The following is a 22,681-nucleotide window of genomic DNA, read 5'->3' as shown; positions in this document are numbered from 1 at the left end:
ATACTATGCGCATTGGTTTTTTTGGTTGTGGAAATATGGGAGCAGCACTAGCGGAAGGTTTTAAGAAAAACCACCCGGGTGTAGAGATGTATTTTTTTACTCCTTCAAAAACCAAGGCGCAGCAGCTGGCCGAAAAAACCGGCGGTCACTTTGTGAGCTTTTTGGTGGATATGCCAAAAGATTTGGACTGGTACGTCTTGGGTTTTAAGCCGCAATCTCTTTCAGAGTTTTCTTTCCAATTTAATGAGAATTCCAAAATCCTTTCAGTTCTTGCAGGAACGGGGATTGATACTTTAGAAAAAAAATTCCAGGTAAAAAACATTGCCCGCCTAATGCCTAACACTCCATCGAGTCTAGGGATGGGGGCCAATCTTTTTTACGCAGGTTTTGAAACTGGTGAGTTTAAAGATTACCTGAGAGCTTTAGGTAAACTTTTTACCATGAAGAGCGAAGCCGAACTGGATGCCATTACCGCTTTTAGCGGCTCAGGTCCGGCGCTTATTTTTGAATATGCCCGTCTTTTTGAAAAACACCTGACGGCCATTGCCGGAAGTAACCCTGAGGGCCGCGAAATTATCACCCAAACTTTTTTAGGTTCTGCTAAACTAATGGAAAGTGCCATTGCCCAGGGAGTGAGTTTTGAAACTCTTCGCGAGCAAGTGACTTCTAAAAAAGGAGTGACTTTCGAAGCGCTGCAGATTCTAGAAAAGAACAACCTGGAAAACATTATGGGCGGAGCTTTTACAGCGGCCTATAAAAGAACATTAGAAATTAAAAAAGGGATTTAATATGCTTGTGGATATTCTAAAAAATAATGTGCCTAAAAAATACCAGGATACGATGTTTGTTCGTCTTTTTGGTTTGATGAAAGTGCCACTTATTTTTTGGGTTTCTCCAAGTGTCGTCACTTTAAATGACAAAGAATGTGTCGTTAGAATCCCACTTAATAGAAGAACAAAAAACCACTTAAATTCGATGTATTTCGGAGTGCTGTGCACTGGTGCTGATATCGCCGGTGGACTAGTGGCGATGAATGAAATCACTGCTTCTAAAAAGAAAGTGGCCCTGTCATTTAAAGACTTCAAAGCAGATTTCCTAAAGCGTGCAGAAGGTGATGTGCACTTCATTGTGACTCAGATCCCGGAGATTAAACAATTTGTTGCTGACGTGATTAAAAGTGGTGAGCGCATGAATTTCCCGGTGGAAATCAAGGCCGTTGTCCCAAGTATTAATCCAACTGAAGAAGTGGCAAAATTTGTTTTAACTCTTTCGTTAAAAGTAAAAAACTAGGCCGGATTTTCAGAATCCATGTACTCGCATGCAAGCCCCGGATAGGTTTCCTGGATTCTTTTCATAAGAGATTGAATCCCAAATTTTTCCGTCGCGTGGTGACCGCCGGCAAACATGTGAATGCCGCTTTCGCGCGACTCATGATAGTCGTGTTCACTCATTTCCCCAGTGATATAAGCATCCAGACCCATTTTATGGGCTTCACGCCATTCAGAGTTTGCTCCACCAGTAATAATACCGATGCGCTTAATCTTTTTAGCATCACTTGGATTTGAGTAAAGAACAGAGTGAGAAAGTTTCTTTTCTAAGATTTGTTTTAATTCGCTTCCGCTGATTTCAACTGGCAAGGCCCCACTAATTCCCGTAAAGGCCCCTTTGTAATTTCCAAAGGGCTGAAGCTCACTCATTTCAAGAAGAGAGGCCAGGCTTTTAGCATTTCCTACTTCAGGATGAGCATCGAGTGGAAGGTGATAACCAAAAAGGTTGATATCATTTTTTAAAAGGGGAGCGACTCTTTTATAAAAAGGCCCGGTAAGTGTTCTGGTCCCGTGGAATTTCCAGAAGAGACCGTGATGAACAACGAGAGCGTCAGCTTTGATTTTTTCAGCGTACTCGGCCGATTCTCTTGTGGCCGAAACGGCAAACAGGACTTTTTTTAGTTCTGTTTTTCCTTCTATCTGCAGTCCATTGGGACAGTAGTCGTCAAAGAGTTCTGGTTTTAAGAGAGTCTTTAAAAATAAATCAAATTCACTTCGCTCAATATTCATTATGAGTTCAGGGGACTAGGCCCTCTTCCTTCGGTATAAGTAGGTTTGCTTTTTTCCAGGCTGTTTTTGAGTTTTGCCACAGTTTCATGCAACTCATGATGGTGAGGAGCAATCGTTAGAGCAAGAGAAAACTCAGTTAAGGCCTGGTCAAAGTCTTTTAGAAGCACATAAGCTCTTCCTGCATTGATGTATGGGTACTCACGGTTTTGGTAGTTGTGAGCGCGTTTAGCGAGCTCAAACCAACGAAGACTTTCTTCTACCTGACCTTCGGCCAGGATGTAGTTTCCAAAATCGTTATAAGCTGGGCCGTATTGTGAGTCTAATTGCACAGCTTTTAAGCAGTAAGCTTTTGCCTGTGCTCTATCATCAAGAAGTGAGTAGCTCCACGCTAAAAGCGTAAGGACTTCTGCTGTTTCTTTGTAGTTTCTAGCGCGGTAAAAATTTGTTTTAGCATCTTCATAGTTTTTTTGAGCAATGAAGTAGTGTCCTTTGTGAAGATAGTAGTCGTATTTTTCTTCACGTCTCATTTGCAGGAACACCAGCTGAGAGTTTTTCTTTGTGTTTTCTTCTGCCAGTTCGTGCAGACGAGCTTCATCTAGGAAGAAAAGAGGAGCGCGGTTACTTTCTTCGGCCTGAGTGATTGTCGGAATGTTTTCTTCCTGAATCAGTCCAAGGCGAGGGAACTGCACATCCAGGTTTGTCGTCTCAATAACAAAGTTATGGATTTCAAAACTATTGCGGTAAAGCAGGTTGATGTATCCCACGACCATTGTTTCCATACGAGCGCTCTTAAAAGGCATCTTGATCACGCTTTCGATGAAGTTGTGGTAGCTTCTGATTTGGTTTTTAAACTGCGGCCATTCTACGGTTGTTGCAGTCATTTCAAACTCTTTAAACTCGCGGGCAAAAAACACGCTGGTGTCGTTTAAAAGTTTTTGAATCTGGTTTTTTCCACGAGGACCGTAATGAAGTCTTTCAAGTTCTGTGAAAGCAAAAAGCAGTCGATCCAGGTAGCCGGTAGCGGTGAAAAATTCTGCAAGCAGTAGGGTGTTGGTCGTTTCCATGCAATCTTCCTTGATATGCGAGGTATTTGAGCGAAAAGAAGCCGCTCATCTTGAGCAGTTCTCTCTTAAGAATATTTTATGATAATCAGATTTTCTTTTTCAATGAAATTCGACGGATTGAAAGAAAGTGCCCTATAATTTCTACTATAGGGCCATTATGACCGTGTATTAATTCTTTTATTTTCTTACTTTAAAGTGCATGGCCGTGTTTTATTTTGCCATTTCGTATTCGATCAGACGCTTATCAGCTGCCACACTTGTATAACGCTTAGAAATCATATCGAAGAGATTGTCTCCCTTTTTACCCACTGAGGCGATATCGCGGAAGTTGACTACGCCAGTCCCTTTAGGAGCGTCTTTTCCGAAGAGTTTTCCAAACGGGTTCTCACCATCTTTTTCTTCTGCTTTTTTCTTGTTGATACCAAATCCACCCATGACAGAGATAGATCCACTACCACCACCGTAAGAAGGGGTTTTCCCTTGAACAGCAGCAGCTACACCACCTTGAGATCCCGCTTGTGATCCTGGCCCGCTACCACCACCGCCTCCGCCACCGCCGATTCCACCACCGCCTCCGCCACCAGTTGAGCCAGAGCCACCTTCAGTGACTTTCGCTGCTGTAGAAGCTTCGATACTGTTGTCTTTGTTTGCTGCTGCGATAATGCTACCAACAGGAGTGACGCTCGAAGTGGTTGTCCCGCTGTCAGTGCCAGTTGACCCAGATGAATCGATCCCTGAGTTTGTGTTTGAATAAACAGTTCCTGTTCCACCATCACCAAAAGTGATGATGTTGTCGTTCATTGTATCGAACGTTCTTTCAAGACCACCAGTTAAACACTGAGCGAGTCCCGGATTTTGTTTACAGAAAGTTGTCATTGCTTCATCTTCGGAAACAGTGAATGGGTCAATCGGCTTATAAGCATCGATCTTAGCGATAGCATTGTTTACGTCATCAGCACGTTTTCCCAGAAGGCTGGCAAGAAGTCCGTTTGCTCCGGCACTTGTGGCAATCGCAATCAGTTTACTCTTCATTGCATCTCTTTGAGACTGATTCATTACAATTTTAAATCCATTGGCCTGGACTCTTGCGGCCTCAGTACAGTCTTTAGAAGTGACACCGATATCAACTCCTTTAGAGCCGATAGAGCTACATTTTCCAACGATGTCATCTGTTTTTGGGAAATCTGAATAGATCGAGTAAAGATATGCCAGTTTACCAGAGTCTACGGCCATTCTTTGGTTGTACATATCTTGTTGCATTGAAAGTGATTCACCTTGCGCTTTTAAGGCACCAGTCGCTGCATTTTCTTCGTTAGCGTATTTTAACTGAGAGTCAGTCATTTTATCTTTGTATACTAACTCTTGAGTTGCGTATCCAACTTGAGTGACACCTTCTAATAGATCCAGTGTGACCTGAAACTTTTTACAAGCATCGTAGTCCAGGGTTTCGATACCAGCTGATTTACATTTAATGGTCGAAGCAGAGGCAGAGATTTGAGAGGCCGACGCATTTTTTTGAGTGGCCGCTTTTGCCGCATCTGCACTTCCCCCGGAACTTTCAGACGCCATAATTTGTTCCTGGTCATTCCAGTCGCGTCCGTAAACACCGATGAGGTAGGCGATAGATTCACAACGTTTTGCGATTTCTGTTTTTTTCTCAATACATTTTGGGTCAGACTTTTTTTCCTTACAGCAAGCATACTTTACGTATGGCCCCCATTGGAACTTACTGCGCGAACCCTCTTTGCTATAAAGCTGACGGATATGGCTACGGCTTAAATCTTCACATTCGTTTAATGAAGCTGAACCTGGAAAGTTTTTTCCTTCAGAGGCCGCATGAAATGCAGGAGCTTCAGTTTCTGAACAGGCTGCACCATTCTCATTTGCTGAAACAGAGAAACTCAGGCCGGCCAGAAGTGCTGTTAAAAGAATTGTTTTCATAAAATCACCCAATATTTTTTTGGTCGATAGAGAAATTATACGTCTACTTCTCGGCTAACCCGTGTAGTTTCTTGAGTTTATTGGTCAAGTTGCAGTAATCTCGAAGTAACCCCTTGGAATGTGATGGAAATTCTATTAGAGTAGGGCACAAGAATGACAGAAGAGTTGCCCGATTATTGGGGCACATTTGAGAGTGGAAATTATTTATGGCCAACCCAGTTTACGAGTATGAATTAACCATTTTAGAACATCACTTAGATACCTTCGGACATGTTAATAATGCCGTTTATCTGGAGTTGTACGAAGAGGCCCGCTGGGATTTCATTACAAAGAATAAACTCGGTTTAAAAGAGATCCTGGAAACCCAAGTCGGGCCGGTGCTTTTAGATTTAAACCTCACTTTCAAGGCGGAATTAAAAAACCGCGAGAAAATTAAAATCGTCTCTCAGGCCCGTCCGGAAATGAGAAACAAATTTGTCATGATTCTCGACCAAAAGATGATTAAGGAAGACGGCAAAGTTGCTTCGACATTAACTCTTTCTGTCGGAATGATGGATCTGGCCCAACGAAAACTTATTTCGCCAAGTACGGAGTGGTTAAATGCTCTGGGGCTTGAAGAGTTCAAAGAGCCTTAATTCTTTTCTTCGTCAAAAAGTCTTTTTAAACCTGACTGTACATAACGATTTGAGATGATCTCAAAGATAGAGACCGTATTGTCAGTGACAATATCACTGTTTTTGTATTTGTAGTTTTTGCCGCTTTCATCAGTAAAATTTTGAACCATTTGTCCATTTCCACCTGGAGAAGCTTCGGCAAAGTTTAGGTTAAGAGAATTCTTTTTCTTCTCAGACTTACCGTTGGCAAGGCCTTTTCCACCGGTGACTTCAATCCCAACTTTTGCTTGTGCTTGTTTGAGAAGACTCTCAACGGCAGAGTTTTCACTTCTTGAAGAAGCGATGTTTGTGGCCATTGATTTTGAATCAGCAGCTTTATTAATATTGCCTTCTCCAAAAGTTACCTTGGCCATTTTTCCAACGTTCTCTTCAGTAATCTTTGGAATATTTCCCACTTTATTAGTGTCGATTTTAGAAATCATCTGGTCACTGAAGCTTCTGGCATTAAGGGCCTTATTGGCCAGTGTAGCTGAGTCCAGACCATTTAAATAAGGGTTACCGTTAGCGGCGTTTGAAGTGGTTGTCAGTAAATCTTTTAAACCTGTTGAAGTGGCAAAACCAGCTGTCGCTGTTTCTGTAGGGATAGAAACCGTAGTTTCTTTTTTACAAGCGTTGTTTCCTTTTGCATCGATAAGTTTTTTACATTTACAATTTTCATCAAACTGTCCATTGACCAGAATACACCCGGCCACGTCAGCTGTATAGGCCGCGTTGGCATAACCAGAAGAGTCTCCGGCAAGCAGGTAAGTGTCCTTGGCCCATAAATCAATACACGTTTGTGAGTTGCTGCGATTGGTGTTTTGTTTTCCGGCTTCAGTGTAACAGTAACACTGCGGCTCAGTGATAGAGTCTCTCCCGTTAGGGCAGTGATCAGCGTATGAATCTTTAAAAGTCGCAATCATCTTATCAATCTTTTTAATATTTTCCTGCGACTCTTTTTCTTGTTTATCAGCATTCTTATAAAGGATCCCAGAATAGATTGTCCCGATACCGGCAACGATTAGAACTCCGGCCGAACTGCCCAGGATTTTTTTGTAATCAAAGCCGCTGGCGCTAGCTGCATCCACAGCATGCACAGGATTTACTCCTGCTTGAAAAGCAAAGAGAATTAAAAATAAAAATGTCAGCAGTCCTTGTTTTTTCATACAATTATTTTTTTACTTTACCTGCAGTGTTTTCAGCAGGAGTTGTCGCCGATCCAGTAACTTCAGTTTTGCCATCACCTGCGCCCTCTTCAGAAGGTTTTGAACAATCAGGGCTTTTTGCCGGCCAGATAAGTTCATAGGCCGCAAATCCAGCAGCAAGAGCGTAACCAGCAGTTAGAAGCATGTTACGCTTTTTTTCAAGCTTAGCGATTTCAACAACTGTTTGTTGCTCTTCTTTTAAATACTCGAAGGCCTTTACTTGTCCCTGGTAACCATTAGTCGTAGTTTCAAGTTTATATTTTCCTTCAAGACCTTTTACTTTATCTTTTGCTTTTTTCTTCAGGTAGAGATCACTTGCAAGCCCTGCTGCAGCTGTAATCCCCAGGATATTTTTTGATGTGCAAGAGCTTCCTTTTAAATCAAAACCATTTTCCATAATCAAGCTGGAAACAGCGTAAGCTGCGACAGCGCCATTCATGACCATTGAGCCAGTTGTGTTGCCTTGGTTTAGTTTTGAAGGATCAGAAGAAAGTCCGGTCTTTTTTTCTACACTGGCAAGGTGACATTTTTCTTTTGCGGCCGCATCAGTTAAAGCAGCACAGTTCTTGGCCTCATTGCGAGTCTCTCTGGCTGCCGCTTTTCCCACGCAACGATTGAGAGATGTATTCCATTCCATTGATGTGTTTTTGGCACACGCCGCTTGTTGATCGGCGATGTACTTATCAGCGGCAGCATCATCCATGGCCAGAGATATATTCTGGGCAAGGAGAGAAAATGTGATAAGTAAACAACCAAGTTTCATCATGTTTCTATTATAGGGTTTAAATGTTTTCACCACTTATCTTTTCGGTCTAAAGCCTTCCGGGCCTTAAATTTTAATAGGATAATCGGGGTCATAAAAAATCATTGTCGACTTAAAAAGTAGGCAATTTGAAAGGGTTTATGTTAGGGTGCGTTCATGAAAACAATAATTTTTGGACTTCTTTTTTTAGTCTCACTAAGCGCTCATGCCCTTACTGCTTCAGATCTTAAGGCCGGAGACGTAGTGTTGTTGTCGCTTAATTGTTACGAGTGCCGAATGATTGAATCTGAGACCGAGTCTCTTTTTTCTCATTCAGGAGTTGTGGTTGTCGATGAACAGGGCCGTACCCGCATTGCTCAATCCTTAGGAAGACTGGATCATTTCTCATTTGCTGAGTTCACAAAAAATATAACTCCGGGAACATTCGTTCACGTTTATAGACCTAAAGAACTTAAAAACCTGACGAAAGAAAAGCGCGCACTTTTAGAAAAAGTGATGCTTGATGTATTCAACGAAAAATTTAAGAACGCACCTTTTGATTCAAAATACATCTGGAACAATTTTAATGCCAATGGAGTTGAGTATCTTTATTGCTCAGAATTCATTGCGAAGTTCCTGGATCATTTCCTGACGAAAAAAACAATCACGGCCCCAATCAGTTATAAAAAACATTATGACTATTGGAGCAAGTATTTCAAAGGCCAGGTTCCTGACGGAGAGTTAGGAAATTCACCGGCCTCATTTTCAAGAGATGATAGATTTGAGTTCGTTGGAAGAATTTAACCGCTATTATTCCACTGGCGGCAATCCTCCTGTGACCAGAAGTCTTCTGGATTTTTTCCGCACGTGTGTAAAAGAAAGAATGCCAATGAATGCGCGCATTCTGGAGCTTGGATCGGGGACGCGTTCAATTTTTGAAGAGGTTTCTCTTCCAAGAGAAACAGTCACGGCCGTAGACTTTTCCCCTGTGGCCATTGAGCGCGCGAAGGCCCTTGGTTCTCCTGTTGATTATCAGGTTCTGGATATCACTTTTCCCGATGCTTTAGAGGGAAAAAAGTTTGATGTGATTTTTGATTCTCACTGTCTTCATTGCATTGACAACAGAGCGGCGAGAGTGAGTGCTTTTAAAAATATCCACGATGCCCTTTTAGAAGAAGGGATTTTCTGTGCAGAGATGATGGTTCAGCCGCCCCATAATAGTGTGAGTTTTCCAATGAAATTCATACCGACGGCGCGAGAGTTAGAGGAAGAAATTTTGAAGCATGACTTTCAGATCGTGTATTTTATGATTGGAAAGGGTCTTAGTTTTGAGAATGGAAATCAGGAATGTGATCTTCTAAGAGTGATAGCAAAAAGAAAAGTATCCACTTAAAAATAAAAAGCCCGCTTTCGCGGGCCCTTCACACAACAACAAACACTATCCTTTCGGAGGATTTTAGGGTTGGCGCCCTAAAAATTAATTATAATCCTTTGGATTCGGTCTTTTCTCAGTAATTCTGGCCTTTGTCAATTTGCCCACTAACACCTCTGAAACTTCTTCAGGGTAGATGATTTCTTCGCGAAGCTCGATGTTCTCGCCAGCCTCTAGTGATTTTAGCACTTTAGAGCTCTCATGCAAGCTTAAATTGCGAAAAGTTTTTCCTGTGTGCGTCTTAATTGCGATAACGTCCTGCGCCTTAAGATCTAGTGAAGCGTGAGCTCCAAGTGACAGAAAACATAATGCTAATAGAATGAGTCCCTTCATAAATGACCTCCTGATTAATTCGATCCAATCCTTGATCGTTATTCTGACAAGAGGTAATACAGGATTCGTGCCAACCAAAACACTCAACTTTTCTCGGTTTTGGTGTCAAAGGGGACTGTTTTGATCCGTTTTGTCATGATTGGGGTGGGGCCACTCTAAATCTGGGGCCAGAATGATTCCGACCCAGAGTTTAGGTGTAAGGTCGGATGGCTACTTAATAACCGAAAGGCATAAATCTTCACTCTCAATCATTTTTTCAATTTCTTTTTGAGTGTATTGCCCAAGATGCTCTGCAATCAGGTTAAACAAGGATTGGTCTTCATGGTGGAAGCGATCCAGTGAGGTCTCTAGCTTAAAGACTTCACAGAACCTCTGCCAGAACTTCTCTTCAACAGCGGCCAGGGCCACGTATTTGTGATCCTTTGTCTGATAAAGCGAGTAACAAGGATAAACTCCATTGTGAAGGAATCTATTTCTTCCAAGTTTTCTATCAGCTTCCGGCCAGAAGATTCCCAGGACTTCTTCCGTCACTTGATCAAGGTATGTTTTTACGAACTGAGTTTTATTTTCTTTTGTCGCTTGGATATAGGCCGCTAAAAGATCTGTTGCTCCTTTGTGACCAAAGCTGATTCCAGCGATAGGCAGGAAAGGAGGATCGATAATTTTTTCTTTCTGGCCAGCTACGTAGAGAGATAAAAGGCCGGTCATCGCCATAGCATTGAGATCGTGCATCGATTTCTTTTCAGTCGCACTGGCAAGAAGTTCAATGACGACCATTGGTTTTTTTAACGTTAAATCACTATCACTGATTCTTAGTTTTTCTCTCGTTTTTGGAGGAATCCCGATAATCACAGCATCGGCATTCACGACTAGCTGATGGATTTTTTCCTGATCAGCACTCGAGTTAAAATCAAAGCGCTCGATTTTTTTGCCACGGTTTAAATTCTCATACCAAGAAACAAAACTCGGATCGAATTTAGCAAATAGTCCTGATAAAAAAGGATCCTGGAAAACGTGGTCTTCAATCTTCACTACGTCAGCACCTAAGTCCGTTAGGATTTTTCCGCACAGTGGCCCTGGCAGCCTATGGCTCAGGTCGACAATTTTCATTCCGTTAAGAGGTTTAAAGGCACTCATTACGACGGCTCTCCTGGAGTCAGGACTTTTACAAATTCTTCGAATCCGTCACCTTTAAGCTCGCACGCATTCATCGTGCAGATTTCAAACATCTCTTGTCCGTTTTCTCCGTTATGGTAATCAAGGACAAAACGTGGAAGGAAAAAAGGGATAAATTTTAAGTAGTCTTCTCTTTGCGCCCACGACTTTGGAAGCTTCATCACTCGCATTGCTTCTACCGGATAAGTAAGAGCTCGTAGTGATTCCCCGGCTGAAACAGGGTTTACTTTTAAAACAGTGTGAGTCACTGAATCTTTAAGTGTCAACATTGTATCCAGGTAATCGCGGTCAGAGAATAAGACAGCAGCTCTTCTCATTAGCTGAATATAAGTCGCTACTGGAGATTTAAAAGAAGCATCAAAGAAGTTGTAGTCCTGGTTTGGATAAAGCTCAAAGTGCTCTGATAATTTTGCCCTCGTTCTCATCTGGTCGCCATTTAAGAACTCTTTAGAGATAAAATTCATCGCGTCCTGGAAGTTTTGCTTGAAAACTTCGTTAGATGAAATTTCATAAAGTCTAAGTTGAGACTCTGCAAAGAAAACAAAGTCCTCTAGGTATGGATGAGAGAATTCAACAGTAGTTGTATGTCTCATCTTCATGCCGCCTTCGGCGTTGGTTAAGAACGTTTTGAAGACGCCTTCAATCGTTGTATTGATCAGGTTTGAGGCCATACGCTTAATGACGTCAATTTGTGAGTATTGAACCACATCAACTAAAGCAGAAATCAGCATAAAGTTCCAGCTAGCGACACCTTTATTGTCGGTTGCCGGTGGCATGCGGTCTTTTCTTTCGTTAAGGACTGCACGTCTCACTTTTCTGATGATGTCCCAGTTTTGCTGCTGGTAGAACTCTTCTTTTAATTCAGGATTTAATGAAATAACATTCAGGTTGTGCTCAAAGTTTCCTTTAGAAGAAATTTGGAACCACTTCTTGATAGAGTCCATATTTTTAGCAAGTGTTTCTTCTTCATCATCATTTCTATTTAGCAGGTCTTCGAACTCTTCCTCAGTAAATGTGAAGTAAAGCCCTTCAACACCCTCACTGTCTGCGTCTTGAGCTGAGAAGAAGTGGCGAAGTCCATTGACGTCGTCTGAAAGCATCTCTTGTTCTAAATAATCAAGAGTGTTGATTAGTGTATCGAAGACCAGCGGAGATGGATAAACCAAGCTTAACTTCGTCATCGTCCTTAAAAATCCTGCCTGGTCATAAAGCATTTTTTCAAAGTGAGGCACGAGCCACTTGTCATCTGTCGAGTAGCGGTGAACTCCGCCGCGAGCGTGGTCGTTCATTCCACCCATTAACATGCGCTCAAGAGAGTTGATGATAAATTCACCGTGTTCTTTTGCAATCATCCCTTCAAGCATTTGCTCTAAGGCCCATTCGTAATAAGCAAAGGTCGGGAATTTCGGAGCGCTTCCGTATCCACCCCAAGTGATATCGCGGAATTCTTTAACTGCTTCTAAAATTCCGTTCGGGTGAGGAAAGTGTCCTTCAAACTGCACATCCCCAGGAGGAACTGATCCTTTTTTAATCGCCTCTGTGACTTGAACAGCATTTTTTTCAACTTGCTCTTTTTCGTGATCGTAAGCGCGCTTAAGCTCCATGATTAAAGCAGGGAAGTTAGGAGCATTATCTTTAGACGTTAGTGGATAGTATGTTCCAACGTAGAATGGGCGAGTGTCTGGCATTAAAAACGCTGATAGCGGCCATCCTCCTGAGCTTCCAAAAAGCTGTGCGGCCTTTTGGTAATAGTTATCGATATCCGGAAATTCTTCGCGGTCTACTTTGATTGCAACGAAATTATCATTTAAAAACTTTGCCACTTCATCATTAGAGAAAGACTCGTGGGCCATAACGTGGCACCAGTGGCAAGACGAGTACCCGATCGATAAAAAGATCGGTTTATTGTTTTTTTGAGCGTACTCCAGGGCCTCAGGTCCATAGGTCCACCAGTGGATAGGATTATCCTGATGTTGTCTCAAATAAAGTGATTTTGCATTTTTCAAACGATTAAAGTTTAGGGAAGAACTCATTTGTTGGCCTTTGTGATAAAAAACTAAGACCTTAATTATAGGGCAGGCCCCCTCATAAAGGGAAGGAATTATTGATTATGCACATCAGTGAAAAAAATTTAGGATGACATCTAATGTCTAGACGGGAGTCGGACCTTTTGGATAAGAACTCCTCATGAAATTTTTAGGCGTGGTAGGCATGACCCTTATCCTTGGAGGTCTTTGGGGACTTTCGGGTGTGATTGCTGAAAACAGATTAAAAGAACTAGAGGCCCAGGGGCACATTACGTACGGACCACTTCCGGCCGTAGCACCTCAGAGTTACTCTTACGAAGGTCTTCACCAGGCCTTTGACCCGAGTTTGCCGCTTAAGCGCGCGGGTGAACTTTCAAAAGCAGAATTTGAAGAACTAATCATGACTTCATTAAGCCCACAGATGCAAAAAGGACTAAAACCTTATATCGGTTCAGTGCTTAACTTCTCTGTAGAATACCAAATGGATCCGTTTTGGATTATTTCCATCATTATGGTGGAGAGTAATTTTAAACTGGATGCCCTAAGTCCGAAAAATGCTCGTGGTTTAATGCAGATCAAACCAGACACGGCCCAACATCTTTATCAATTAATGCAAAAAAATTTAACGGAAGATCAGGTCGCAAAAAATCTTTATCACCCGGAAGAAAATATTGAAGTCGGTGTTTTTTATTTAAAAAAGTTACTTCAGAACTTCCGCATGAACTACCGTTTTGCGACAGTTGCGTATAACATCGGGCCACAAAAACTGAGAAACCGTCTTGTTGAAAAAAGTTTAGATGTAAACAACTTCTCGTATCTAGTTAAAGTTAAAGACCGTTACGTGACTTTAGCGCAGAATTTCTCTACTGCAATCAAAAACCGTCCACACCCATACGAGGGAACGTACGTGTATTCTGAGCAAGGTTTAAAGCTTGAACAGAAGATCGTAGATCTCTTCAGCAGCTCTACTTCAGAGACTCTTACGGCTTCTTCGCACTAATTTAATCTCTTTTAATTCCTTACAAGTAGTTCATAGCGTCTTTTTTTATTACGCTGGTCTGCTAGATTTATACGATTGAAATTTTCACTTGGACGAATAACCCTATGTCTCAAAATAACGAGTTTGCAAAGATCATTGCGATTGATGGACCTTCTGGTTCTGGAAAGTCTACAGTTGCAAAAGAACTTGCCCGCGCCCTTGGCGTACTTTACATCGACACTGGTGCCATGTTTCGCGCACTGGGATTCTATGCTGATCAACAAAAAATTGAATTAGTTGAAGGCGTTGGCTTAACTAATTTTTTAAATTCTATCAAAGTGGATTACGGTGTTTCATCAACATGCCTTATTCGTATTAACGGCGTAGACCTGACTGAAAAAATCCGCGAGCACCATGTTTCAAAATTGGCCTCAATCATCTCTCAACTTCCTTCAGTGAGAAAATATCTTCTGGATTTCCAGCGCTCACTGGCGATGAATAAAGTTTGCGTGATGGAAGGCCGTGATATTGGAACAGTGGTTTTCCCTAATTCATTCTGTAAATTTTTTATCACAGCTTCAGTTGATATCAGAGCAGAAAGAAGACTTAAGCAACTTCAGCAAAGCGGAGACAACTCTGTTACGCTTGAGCAGATTAAAGACGACGTAAGAAAGCGCGATGAAACAGATATGAACCGCGTTGTTGCACCGTTAAAAAAAGCTGACGATGCTATGCTCTTAGACACAACCGAGCTCGACATCAATAAGATCATCAATATTTTATCTAATGAAGTGAAGTTTAGAGCGGCCCACTTGGGGTTTTCTCTGGGTTCTAGCTCATGAACGTATTGATCAATAGATCAGATGCCATCGGCGATTCAATTCTCACGATGTCCATGGCGAAAATGATTAAAGACAAACATCCAAATGCGAAAGTTGTTTTTATCATTTCCGCCAAAACAGCAGATGTATTTAAAGATCACCCTTACGTTGACGCTTATAAAATTTATCACCGCAATGCCCGCTTTTACATCAAGATCAATGAGATCTTAAAGATCTTCCGAGAAGTTAAACCTACTCACTATTTTTTTGTGGGTGGTGGCTACCTGCCGAATTTTGTCGCCTGGCTTTTAATGATTCCTTTTAGAGGGGGATTGAAGTCGAGATGGCATACTTATTTATTTTTAAATAAAGGTGTTCGTCAGAAACGATCGATGGTGACGATGCATGAGATGGAGTACAACTTAAATCTCCTGGCACCAATGGGCATTGATTACAATTATCAGGACAAAGAAAAGTACGCTCCAGAAATCTCGATGAGTGAAGATGAAAAGAGAGAGGGGATGCTGGACTTTTATAAAGACCTTGAGGCCGAGGGAAAAACAACCGGTCTTAAAATGGTTTTTATCCACCCGGGAATGACTGGGCATACTCTCAACTGGTCACCGAGAAACTACGGGCGCCTGGTTTTAAAACTGGAACAAAAGTTTCCAGAAAAATTTCTGTTTGTCATTTCTTTTACTCCAAGTGATGACATGTATGTAAAAGGCATGCGTGAAATTCTGGATCAAAAAGAAAATGAATCACTTCAAGACCGCATTTATTATTTTAACGGAGTTAAAAAAGGACTTCGCCATTATATGAGCATCCTGAGTCAGGCATCACTTTTTGTCGGACCAAGCACCGGGACAACTCATATCGCCGCTGTTTTAGGTGTGCCTGTCGTAGGACTTTATTCACCAATAAAAATCCAATCGGCCCTTCGCTGGGGGCCATTGTCAAAGAACTCTGAAAAGACCAAAATCTTAGTACCCGACGTTATTTGCGGGGAAGTTAAAAAATGCGCCGAAAGGGCGTGCCCATACTTTGAATGTATGAGAAAAATTGAAGTTGAAGATGTGGTCAAGCAGGCCACAGCGATTATGGAATTATAATGAAAAATTTAATCACTCTTGAGCGCTTTAACGAAATCACTCAAAAATTTAATGCTCTTTCTCCTATCATCGTTGTCGGTGACGTAGGGATTGATAAATACACTTTTGGAGAAGTTAAAAGAATCTCTCCTGAAGCACCAGTTCCAGTTTTAGAAGTTACTAAAGAATGGCTGAAACTTGGTCTTGCGGCCAATATCTCACACAACCTAAAAACACTTGGAGTTCAATCAACTCTTTGTGGTGTCGTAGGCGAAGATACAAACGCAGCCGTTTTCGATACTTTGTTAGAGGATGAAAAACTTAATACATGGGGAATCGTCAGAAGCTCAGGTCGCCCGACGATCTTTAAAGAGCGCGTGACAACCAACACTCAACAAATCTGTCGTATCGATTACGAATCATCAGAGTATGTTGATGAAGCGACTGAAAAAAAATTAATGGGCCGTTTTGATGAATTTTCAAAAACTCACTCGGCCGTCATCATTGAAGACTACGCTAAAGGGACACTGACAAAAAATGTGATCGCCCACCTGATTGCTGAATTTAAAAGTAAAGGAAAGCTCGTAGCTGTAGACCCGGGAAGATCGACACCTCCATTATTTTATAAAGGGGCCAATCTTCTAAAACCAAATCTTGCCGAAGCACGCGCAATGGTTGAGAGCCTTGGTTACAAAGAAAAGAAAGTTGAAAACATGGCCAAAATCCTGGTTGAAAAACTAGAAGTCGATAAACTTGTCATCACACTTGGTGGAGACGGGATGGCCTTGATGGATGTGAAGAACGGGGGAGCTCTTACGGTGATTCCTACTGTTGCCAACGAAGTCTTCGACGTTTCAGGGGCAGGAGATACGGCCATCAGCGCACTGACATCGGCACTTTTAGCAGGCGCAACTCTCGAGGAGGCAGCTTGGATTGGAAACTGTGCTTCCGGTGTTGTCGTCGGGAAAAAAGGCACGGCCACTGTTGATCTTAAAGAACTCAAAGAGTTCTATGATCAAATCAAGGCCAAAATCCGCCACTAAAAAATCGTATAAAAATTACTTGACAAAAATGATTCATGGCGTTAAATTAGACCTGTCCTTAGGCTGTATGGGTCTTTAGGATAAACCCGTGGAAAAGGGCGATGATTTTCGAAAGGGGATCAGAGCAAAGCTTAAGACCTTAGGGGCATTATCATGGTGCTTGATGGTTTTTTAGGTTGCCGAAACGGTAAAGACGGCTTTCTTCGTTAGACGAACGGGTCGGCGGTGTGTGGCGAGCACATTTAGCTGGAAGAAGGTGTTAGGTCTTTGGGAGGAGTTTTTGGGTCCGTAACGTTCGTTCAATCGTTTTCTTGCTATCTATCCGACATTCATAAAATGATCGGGCAAGCACCTCAGGAGGACTGGCCGGATGACGAGAGAGATGAAAGGCCCTTGAGTGAAAGGCCTTAATTAAAAGTTATTAGACTAAAAACTTTATAATTTAAAAACAAATTCATAATTTGAGAAAAGGGCGAGATTTTTATCTCGCCCTTTTTTATTTGGTCTTTTAGCTTCATGCCTTGCCAAATTCACGGCGTCATGGAAAACTTTTGCCTTTAAAATCACCAATATTTCAAAGGTATAATTTCATGGCCCACGATTTAGAAAAAGCGAAACAAGACTTCCTTGCGAAGCTTTCGACACTAGTAAGAGAAGCAGACATTTTAAATTTAAAATCAGAATTAGTTGGAAAAACCGGCGTAGTTTCTGAAATGCTAAAGTCGCTCAAAGATATGAACCCGGAAGAGCGCAAAACTTTCGGACCAAGAGCTAACGAGCTTAAAGATTTTATCAACGACCAGTGCAACCTTCAGCTCTCAAAAATCGAAGTCGAAGAAATCAATAAGAAGCTCGCCCAAGACAGAATCGATATTTCTTTAACTGACAACATTCAGGTAAAGACTACAAAAGGCGGCGGCTACCACCCAAGAACCATTATCCAGCAGGAAATCGAAGACATCTTCCTTTCAATGGGTTTTGAAGTTCTAGATGGACCACATATTGAAGATGAATTCCACAACTTCGAAGCACTCAATATCCCAGCTGATCACCCAGCTCGCGATATGCAGGATACTTTCTGGTTCCACGATCCGCACACAACAGAAGCGGACAAGAAAAAGTATTTATTAAGAACTCACACTTCAAATATTCAGGTGCGCGGGATGCTTTCAAGAAAGCCTCCATTCAGATTCATCGCTCCTGGTGTTGTTTTCCGTTCAGAGAGAACAGATGCTTCTCACGAAATGGTCTTCACACAGCTTGAAGGGATGATGATTGGAAAAGACATCTCTGTCGCTAACCTGATCTACTTCATGAAAACAATCTTAAAAGAAATCTTCAAAAAAGACGTAGAAGTCCGCCTTCGCCCGGGATTTTTCCCGTTCGTTGAGCCTGGGTTTGAGTTGGATATCAGATGCCTCATCTGTGAAGGAAAAGGTTGTTCAGTTTGTAAGCAGATTGGATGGGTTGAGCTTCTTCCATGTGGAATGGTTCACCCGAACGTTCTTAAGGCCGGTGGAATTGATCCAAACGAATACAATGGATTCGCTTTTGGTCTAGGGCTAGATCGTCTGGTCATGATGAGATACGGAATCGATGACATCCGCCACCTGCAAAGTGGGGATCTTCGTTTTAACTCTCAGTTTAAATTATTCTAAAAATTAAAGGATTATATATATGTTAATTTCTCTAGACTGGATTCGCGATTTCACTGATGTCCCAAATGTATCAAGCAAGGACATCTATTCAAAATTCACCCTGGCAACAGCGGAAGTTGAAGACGTTCAAACAGTAGGCGAGCACCTTGAAAAAATCGTTATCGCTGAAATTTTATCATTCGAAAAACACCCGGAAGCCGACAAACTAAATCTTGTAACCTTCACTATCGGCAACAACGACGTTAGAAAAGTTGTTTGTGGTGCAAGTAACGTTAAAGTGGGCATCAAAATCCCATACGCTTCTATCGGAGTTAAGCTTCCAAACGGCCTTTTACTAGAACCAAAAAAAATCCGCGGTGTTCTTTCAGAAGGAATGCTTTGTTCAGAAGAAGAACTAGGATTTGCTGAAGAATCAGAAGGCATCATGGAGCTTCCGGCAGATGCACCATTAGGTGTAAACATGCTGACGTACTTCAAGATGAAAAAAGACACGATCTTAGATATCGACAACAAGTCGCTGACTCATAGACCAGATCTTTGGGGACACTTCGGGATGGCCCGCGAGTTCTCAACAATTTTCGATATCCCTCTAAAAAACCGCTTCACAAAAGAGTGGAGTGACAACCTAAAGAAAAAATACACTAGTGAAAAATCTCCAATCGGCGTTCGTTTTGACGGCGAAAGTGCAGGTATCTCATACTTTGGTCTTTCAATGAAAAACGTCACAGTGGGAGAGTCCCCTGAGTGGCTTAAAAACCGTCTTAAAGCGACAGGTCTTCGCTCAATCAACAATATCGTAGACGTTTCAAACTACGTGATGCTTGAGCTTGGCATGCCTCTTCATATCTTCGACCGCGATCTAATTGCAGGCGGCGAAGTGGTTATTAAAAAAGTTTCGTCTGAAACAACTTTCAAAACTCTGGATGAAGTCGACAGAAAACTAATTGCAGGGGACACTGTGATTTCCGACTCAAATGGCCCGCTTGTATTGGCCGGAATCATGGGAGGACTAAACTCTGGCGTAAGTGAGAAAACGAAAAACATCTTTATCGAAGTTGCTAACTGGAAACCAGCAATGGTTCGCCGTACATCGACTCGTCTTGGTCTTCGTTCAGATTCATCTCAGCGTTTTGAGAAAACTCTGGATTCAAAACTTACGGAAAGAACGCTTCTAAGAACAGTAGAGATGATCCTGGAGCTTTGCCCGGGAGCAGAGGTTGTCGGGAAAGCGGAATACGCTGGAATCGATTTAAACAGCATTCCAGTGCTTAAAATCGAAACAACTCTTAAGAAAATTAAAACAGTACTAGGGTTTGATTTGACTGAAGAGCGCCTGCTTAATATTTTCTCCCACCTTGATTTTGAAACGACAAAACAAGGCGATAAATTCTTAGTCACAATCCCAAGCTATAGATCGACAAAGGATATCGAACAAGAAGCTGACCTGATTGAAGAAGTTGGCCGCATTATCGGTTACGACAATATCATTCCAGGAAGCCCGCTAGATATTATTGCTCCAGTGAAATTAACTGAGATGCAAAAAGTTCAGCGCCGTGTGCGCGATTTTATGGCCCTTCAAGGGAAGTCTTTTGAAACAATGTCATACCCACTTATTGGAGAGGCACTGTTAAAGAAAGTTTCATGGCCAACGTCTACTTCTCTAAAACTTATTAACTCGCTTTCAGTAGACCACAACCTAATGAGACCAAGCTTAATCCCAAGCCTACTAGAAGTGTGTGAAACAAACGCAAAGAACTTTGATCGTTTCCGTTTCTTCGAGCTAGGGCGTGCTTATACAGAAGATCAAAAATCATTTGCTAAAGAAGCTCTTCACCTTGGTGCAGTTTTTGCTGATAAAGAGAAGAACCCATACGTAGAAATGATCAATGTAGTGAACAATCTCCTTTCTTCACTTAACCTTTCTGCTGAATTCGTAGAGAGAAACGCAAAGTTTTCTAACCCTCTTGTTCCTAGTGAGTGGATTGGAAATCACCCATTCGAATTCCAAAACATCAGAGTGATGGGGAAGTTTGTAGGAGCCGTTTTCTCTGTACACCCAATGGTTCTTCGCGCTTTAAAAGTGAAAGGACACGTGTGTATCTGCCTTTTTGATCTATCTATGTTTGAGAATTTCTCAGCAAAAGATAAAACTAAATATAAACCACTTAGTAAATTCCCATCTTCTACATTTGATTGGACTGTAGTTGCGGCCCCTGAAACATTAGCTTCAGAGGTTCTTGGGGCATGCAAAAAAGTGAAGCTTAAAGAGCTGAAAGAAGTGCAAATTTTAGACATTTTCTCCAATGAAAATAAGAAATTTGTAACTATTCGTGCAACACTTGCCGATGAGGCCCAGACCCTAACTTCTGAGCTACTTAAACAGGCAGAAACGGCATTAATTGACGCGACTTCAAAGGCAGGTTTTAATTTAAAATAATTTTTTTAAAAAAAGATTGAAAAAAGTATTGACGATCTAATTGGGTGTCTATATTATCGCCTCTCACCAGCCAAGCAAATTGCTTCTGAAAAAACGAAAGAAACACTTCGTTGCTGGTTTTGTTCTTTAAAAATTTAAATATAGAAAAAAGATTTTGAAGGCTCTGCCTTCAATTCAAGATGAGAAAGGTCCCAAACAAAAAAATATCTGACGTAACTATTCAGTCACGCTGTTAAAAGCTCAAGTTGTAATAAAGTTGAAAGTGATAAAAAGTCGGAGCCAGTACATTTCCTTGTCACTGGTAATTAATGAATAGATCAATCCGTATAGTAGTTTGTTAAATTAAATTTAAATCAAATTTTATATTGAAGCTTGGAGAGTTTGATCCTGGCTCAGAACGAACGCTGGCGGCGTGCCTAACACATGCAAGTCGAACGTGAAAGTCCTTCGGGATGAGTAAAGTGGCGCACGGGTGAGTAACACGTAGGTGACCTGCCTTTTAGAGGGGAATAACCAGAAGAAATTTTGGCTAATGCCGCATACGAAGCACGGTTTTAAGACTGTGTTTGAAAGAATGCCTCTGCATATGCATTCGCTATTAGATGGGCCTGCGGGACATTAGCTAGTTGGTGGGGTAAAGGCCTACCAAGGCGACGATGTCTATCCGGTCTGAGAGGATGATCGGACACACTGGAACTGAGACACGGTCCAGACTCCTACGGGAGGCAGCAGTGGGGAATATTGCGCAATGGGGGAAACCCTGACGCAGCAACGCCGCGTGAGTGAGGAAGGACTTCGGTCTGTAAAGCTCTGTTAATGTGGAAAAATGGTAGTTGGTCTAATAGGCCGATTATTTGATGGTACACATAGAGGAAGCACCGGCTAACTTCGTGCCAGCAGCCGCGGTAATACGAAGGGTGCAAGCGTTGTTCGGATTTATTGGGCGTAAAGCGCGCGTAGGCGGACCTGCAAGTCAGATGTGAAATCTCGGGGCTCAACCTCGAAACTGCGTCTGAAACTACAGGTCTAGAATCTCGGAGGGGGAAGGGGAATATCGCATGTAGGGGTAAAATCCGTAGATATGCGATGGAACACCAGAGGCGAAGGCGCCTTCCTGGACGAGTATTGACGCTGAGGCGCGAAAGCGTGGGGATCAAACAGGATTAGATACCCTGGTAGTCCACGCTGTAAACGATGAACACTAGATATTGGAGGATTTGACCCCTTCAGTGTCGTAGCTAACGCGTTAAGTGTTCCGCCTGGGAAGTACGGTCGCAAGACTAAAACTCAAAGGAATTGACGGGGGCCCGCACAAGCGGTGGATTATGTGGTTTAATTCGAAGCAACGCGCAGAACCTTACCTAGGCTTGAAATCCTACGAATCCCTTTTAAACGAGGGAGTGCCCTTCGGGGAATGTAGTGACAGGCGCTGCATGGCTGTCGTCAGCTCGTGTCGTGAGATGTTGGGTTAAGTCTCGCAACGAGCGCAACCCCCATTTTTAGTTGCCAGCATTAAGTTGGGCACTCTAGAAAGACTGCCTGGGCTAACCAGGAGGAAGGTGGGGATGACGTCAAGTCCTCATGGCCCTTATGTCTAGGGCTACACACGTAATACAATGGTCGGTACAAAGGGATGCGAACTCGCGAGGGGGAGCCAATCTCAAAAAACCGATCTCAGTCCGGATTGGAGTCTGCAACTCGACTCCATGAAGTTGGAATCGCTAGTAATCGCGGATCAGCACGCCGCGGTGAATACGTTCCCGGGCCTTGTACACACCGCCCGTCACACCATGGGAGTTGTTTTTACCTGAAGCCGTGGCCCTAACCGCAAGGAGGGGAGCGTCTACGGTCGAAACGATGACTGGGGTGAAGTCGTAACAAGGTAGCCGTAGGGGAACCTGCGGCTGGATCACCTCCTTTTAAAGGATCCAGCTCTATAGGAGCTTTATCCGGTCAAATTGTTTGGAAGACCTTTCTTATTTTTGAATTTATAGATTTTTATGTTCTTTAACATTGACATAA

General features: G+C 42.3%; 19 protein-coding genes and 1 rRNA gene. 12 read left to right on the top strand and 8 right to left on the bottom strand.

Features of this window, described 5'->3' with window-relative positions:
- Positions 1 to 5 precede the first annotated feature (5 nt).
- Both ACN20O_RS00225 and ACN20O_RS00220 read left to right on the top strand, forming a co-directional pair.
- Positions 6 to 788 carry a pyrroline-5-carboxylate reductase family protein gene (locus ACN20O_RS00225; protein ID WP_491636033.1) on the top strand — a complete coding sequence of 261 codons (783 nt, stop codon included), beginning with the start codon at positions 6 to 8 and terminating at the stop codon, positions 786 to 788.
- Between the two features lies 1 nt (position 789).
- A complete protein-coding gene (locus ACN20O_RS00220) occupies positions 790 to 1,290 on the top strand; it encodes a DUF4442 domain-containing protein (protein ID WP_491636031.1) in 501 nt (166 codons plus the stop codon).
- On the opposite strand, the gene ACN20O_RS00215 is transcribed toward ACN20O_RS00220, so the two are convergent.
- From ACN20O_RS00215 to ACN20O_RS00205, 3 genes are all read right to left on the bottom strand, one after another.
- Positions 1,287 to 2,057, bottom strand: coding sequence for a Nif3-like dinuclear metal center hexameric protein (locus ACN20O_RS00215; protein WP_491636029.1), 771 nt, complete (start codon positions 2,055 to 2,057; stop codon positions 1,287 to 1,289). The two genes, ACN20O_RS00220 and ACN20O_RS00215, sit on opposite strands and share 4 nt — an antisense overlap.
- Positions 2,057 to 3,121 carry a tetratricopeptide repeat protein gene (locus ACN20O_RS00210; RefSeq protein WP_491636027.1) on the bottom strand — a complete coding sequence of 355 codons (1,065 nt, stop codon included), beginning with the start codon at positions 3,119 to 3,121 and terminating at the stop codon, positions 2,057 to 2,059. Before ACN20O_RS00210 ends, ACN20O_RS00215 begins: the two co-directional genes overlap by 1 nt.
- A gap of 210 nt (positions 3,122 to 3,331) precedes the next feature.
- A complete protein-coding gene (locus ACN20O_RS00205; RefSeq protein ID WP_491636025.1) occupies positions 3,332 to 5,062 on the bottom strand; it encodes a hypothetical protein in 1,731 nt (576 codons plus the stop codon).
- A gap of 206 nt (positions 5,063 to 5,268) precedes the next feature.
- Between ACN20O_RS00205 and ACN20O_RS00200 the strand changes: the two genes are divergently transcribed.
- Positions 5,269 to 5,697 carry an acyl-CoA thioesterase gene (locus ACN20O_RS00200; RefSeq protein ID WP_491636023.1) on the top strand — a complete coding sequence of 143 codons (429 nt, stop codon included), beginning with the start codon at positions 5,269 to 5,271 and terminating at the stop codon, positions 5,695 to 5,697.
- On the opposite strand, the gene ACN20O_RS00195 is transcribed toward ACN20O_RS00200, so the two are convergent.
- Complete coding sequence (locus ACN20O_RS00195) at positions 5,694 to 6,881, bottom strand: hypothetical protein (protein ID WP_491636021.1); 1,188 nt, start codon at positions 6,879 to 6,881, stop codon at positions 5,694 to 5,696. The genes ACN20O_RS00200 and ACN20O_RS00195 overlap by 4 nt on opposite strands.
- Before the next feature lie 4 nt (positions 6,882 to 6,885).
- The gene (locus ACN20O_RS00190) at positions 6,886 to 7,686 is read right to left on the bottom strand and encodes a hypothetical protein (RefSeq protein ID WP_491636019.1); all 801 of its coding nucleotides are present in this window, start codon (positions 7,684 to 7,686) and stop codon (positions 6,886 to 6,888) included.
- Between the two features lie 153 nt (positions 7,687 to 7,839).
- On the opposite strand from ACN20O_RS00190, the gene ACN20O_RS00185 reads away from it, so the two are divergent.
- Together ACN20O_RS00185 and ACN20O_RS00180 are read left to right on the top strand one after the other, a co-directional pair.
- On the top strand, positions 7,840 to 8,466 hold the full coding sequence (locus tag ACN20O_RS00185) for a C40 family peptidase (RefSeq protein ID WP_491636017.1): 627 nt from the start codon (positions 7,840 to 7,842) through the stop codon (positions 8,464 to 8,466).
- Positions 8,444 to 9,055, top strand: coding sequence for a class I SAM-dependent methyltransferase (locus tag ACN20O_RS00180; protein ID WP_491636015.1), 612 nt, complete (start codon positions 8,444 to 8,446; stop codon positions 9,053 to 9,055). Before ACN20O_RS00185 ends, ACN20O_RS00180 begins: the two co-directional genes overlap by 23 nt.
- A gap of 84 nt (positions 9,056 to 9,139) precedes the next feature.
- Here ACN20O_RS00180 and ACN20O_RS00175 read toward each other — a convergent pair whose 3' ends face one another.
- The 3 genes from ACN20O_RS00175 to ACN20O_RS00165 form a co-directional block, all read right to left on the bottom strand.
- Complete coding sequence (locus ACN20O_RS00175; protein WP_491636013.1) at positions 9,140 to 9,427, bottom strand: hypothetical protein; 288 nt, start codon at positions 9,425 to 9,427, stop codon at positions 9,140 to 9,142.
- A 210-nt stretch (positions 9,428 to 9,637) separates the two neighbouring features.
- Positions 9,638 to 10,564: a CoA transferase gene (locus ACN20O_RS00170; RefSeq protein WP_491636011.1), complete on the bottom strand. Its 927-nt coding sequence runs from the start codon at positions 10,562 to 10,564 to the stop codon at positions 9,638 to 9,640.
- A complete protein-coding gene (locus ACN20O_RS00165) occupies positions 10,564 to 12,609 on the bottom strand; it encodes a thioredoxin domain-containing protein (protein WP_491636009.1) in 2,046 nt (681 codons plus the stop codon). Before ACN20O_RS00165 ends, ACN20O_RS00170 begins: the two co-directional genes overlap by 1 nt.
- A 181-nt stretch (positions 12,610 to 12,790) precedes the next feature.
- Between ACN20O_RS00165 and ACN20O_RS00160 the strand changes: the two genes are divergently transcribed.
- The 7 genes from ACN20O_RS00160 (at position 12,791) to ACN20O_RS00130 (ending at position 22,579) form a co-directional block, all read left to right on the top strand.
- Positions 12,791 to 13,630, top strand: a complete 840-nt coding sequence (locus ACN20O_RS00160) for a lytic transglycosylase domain-containing protein (RefSeq protein WP_491636007.1) — start codon at positions 12,791 to 12,793, stop codon at positions 13,628 to 13,630.
- Between the two features lie 104 nt (positions 13,631 to 13,734).
- Positions 13,735 to 14,451, top strand: coding sequence for a (d)CMP kinase (gene cmk, locus ACN20O_RS00155; protein WP_491636005.1), 717 nt, complete (start codon positions 13,735 to 13,737; stop codon positions 14,449 to 14,451).
- On the top strand, positions 14,448 to 15,542 hold the full coding sequence (locus ACN20O_RS00150; protein WP_491636003.1) for a glycosyltransferase family 9 protein: 1,095 nt from the start codon (positions 14,448 to 14,450) through the stop codon (positions 15,540 to 15,542). Before cmk ends, ACN20O_RS00150 begins: the two co-directional genes overlap by 4 nt.
- Complete coding sequence (locus ACN20O_RS00145; protein WP_491636000.1) at positions 15,542 to 16,564, top strand: bifunctional heptose 7-phosphate kinase/heptose 1-phosphate adenyltransferase; 1,023 nt, start codon at positions 15,542 to 15,544, stop codon at positions 16,562 to 16,564. Before ACN20O_RS00150 ends, ACN20O_RS00145 begins: the two co-directional genes overlap by 1 nt.
- Positions 16,565 to 17,154: 590 nt before the next feature.
- On the top strand, positions 17,155 to 18,222 hold the full coding sequence (gene pheS, locus ACN20O_RS00140; protein ID WP_491635998.1) for a phenylalanine--tRNA ligase subunit alpha: 1,068 nt from the start codon (positions 17,155 to 17,157) through the stop codon (positions 18,220 to 18,222).
- 19 nt (positions 18,223 to 18,241) lie between these two features.
- Entirely contained in the window at positions 18,242 to 20,659 is a 2,418-nt protein-coding gene (gene pheT, locus ACN20O_RS00135; protein WP_491635996.1) for a phenylalanine--tRNA ligase subunit beta, read from the top strand.
- 369 nt (positions 20,660 to 21,028) lie between these two features.
- Positions 21,029 to 22,579: ribosomal RNA gene (locus ACN20O_RS00130) — 16S ribosomal RNA — on the top strand.
- Positions 22,580 to 22,681 lie beyond the last annotated feature (102 nt).

Source organism: Bacteriovorax sp. As-1, from assembly GCF_058446905.1.
Note: the sequence above shows the minus strand (reverse complement) of the source record. Positions and strands in the feature narration are given on the sequence as shown.

Excerpts from the sequence above, each read along its gene's own strand:
- ACN20O_RS00225 (WP_491636033.1), top strand. The coding sequence starts at position 6 with ATGCGCATTGGTTTTTTTGGTTGTGGAAATATGGGAGCAGCACTAGCG.
- ACN20O_RS00220 (WP_491636031.1), top strand. The coding sequence starts at position 790 with ATGCTTGTGGATATTCTAAAAAATAATGTGCCTAAAAAATACCAGGAT.
- ACN20O_RS00215 (WP_491636029.1), bottom strand. The coding sequence starts at position 2,057 with ATGAATATTGAGCGAAGTGAATTTGATTTATTTTTAAAGACTCTCTTA.
- ACN20O_RS00210 (WP_491636027.1), bottom strand. The coding sequence starts at position 3,121 with ATGGAAACGACCAACACCCTACTGCTTGCAGAATTTTTCACCGCTACC.
- ACN20O_RS00205 (WP_491636025.1), bottom strand. The coding sequence starts at position 5,062 with ATGAAAACAATTCTTTTAACAGCACTTCTGGCCGGCCTGAGTTTCTCT.
- ACN20O_RS00200 (WP_491636023.1), top strand. The coding sequence starts at position 5,269 with ATGGCCAACCCAGTTTACGAGTATGAATTAACCATTTTAGAACATCAC.
- ACN20O_RS00195 (WP_491636021.1), bottom strand. The coding sequence starts at position 6,881 with ATGAAAAAACAAGGACTGCTGACATTTTTATTTTTAATTCTCTTTGCT.
- ACN20O_RS00190 (WP_491636019.1), bottom strand. The coding sequence starts at position 7,686 with ATGATGAAACTTGGTTGTTTACTTATCACATTTTCTCTCCTTGCCCAG.
- ACN20O_RS00185 (WP_491636017.1), top strand. The coding sequence starts at position 7,840 with ATGAAAACAATAATTTTTGGACTTCTTTTTTTAGTCTCACTAAGCGCT.
- ACN20O_RS00175 (WP_491636013.1), bottom strand. The coding sequence starts at position 9,427 with ATGAAGGGACTCATTCTATTAGCATTATGTTTTCTGTCACTTGGAGCT.
- ACN20O_RS00170 (WP_491636011.1), bottom strand. The coding sequence starts at position 10,564 with ATGAGTGCCTTTAAACCTCTTAACGGAATGAAAATTGTCGACCTGAGC.
- ACN20O_RS00160 (WP_491636007.1), top strand. The coding sequence starts at position 12,791 with ATGAAATTTTTAGGCGTGGTAGGCATGACCCTTATCCTTGGAGGTCTT.
- cmk (WP_491636005.1), top strand. The coding sequence starts at position 13,735 with ATGTCTCAAAATAACGAGTTTGCAAAGATCATTGCGATTGATGGACCT.
- ACN20O_RS00150 (WP_491636003.1), top strand. The coding sequence starts at position 14,448 with ATGAACGTATTGATCAATAGATCAGATGCCATCGGCGATTCAATTCTC.
- ACN20O_RS00145 (WP_491636000.1), top strand. The coding sequence starts at position 15,542 with ATGAAAAATTTAATCACTCTTGAGCGCTTTAACGAAATCACTCAAAAA.
- pheS (WP_491635998.1), top strand. The coding sequence starts at position 17,155 with ATGGCCCACGATTTAGAAAAAGCGAAACAAGACTTCCTTGCGAAGCTT.
- pheT (WP_491635996.1), top strand. The coding sequence starts at position 18,242 with ATGTTAATTTCTCTAGACTGGATTCGCGATTTCACTGATGTCCCAAAT.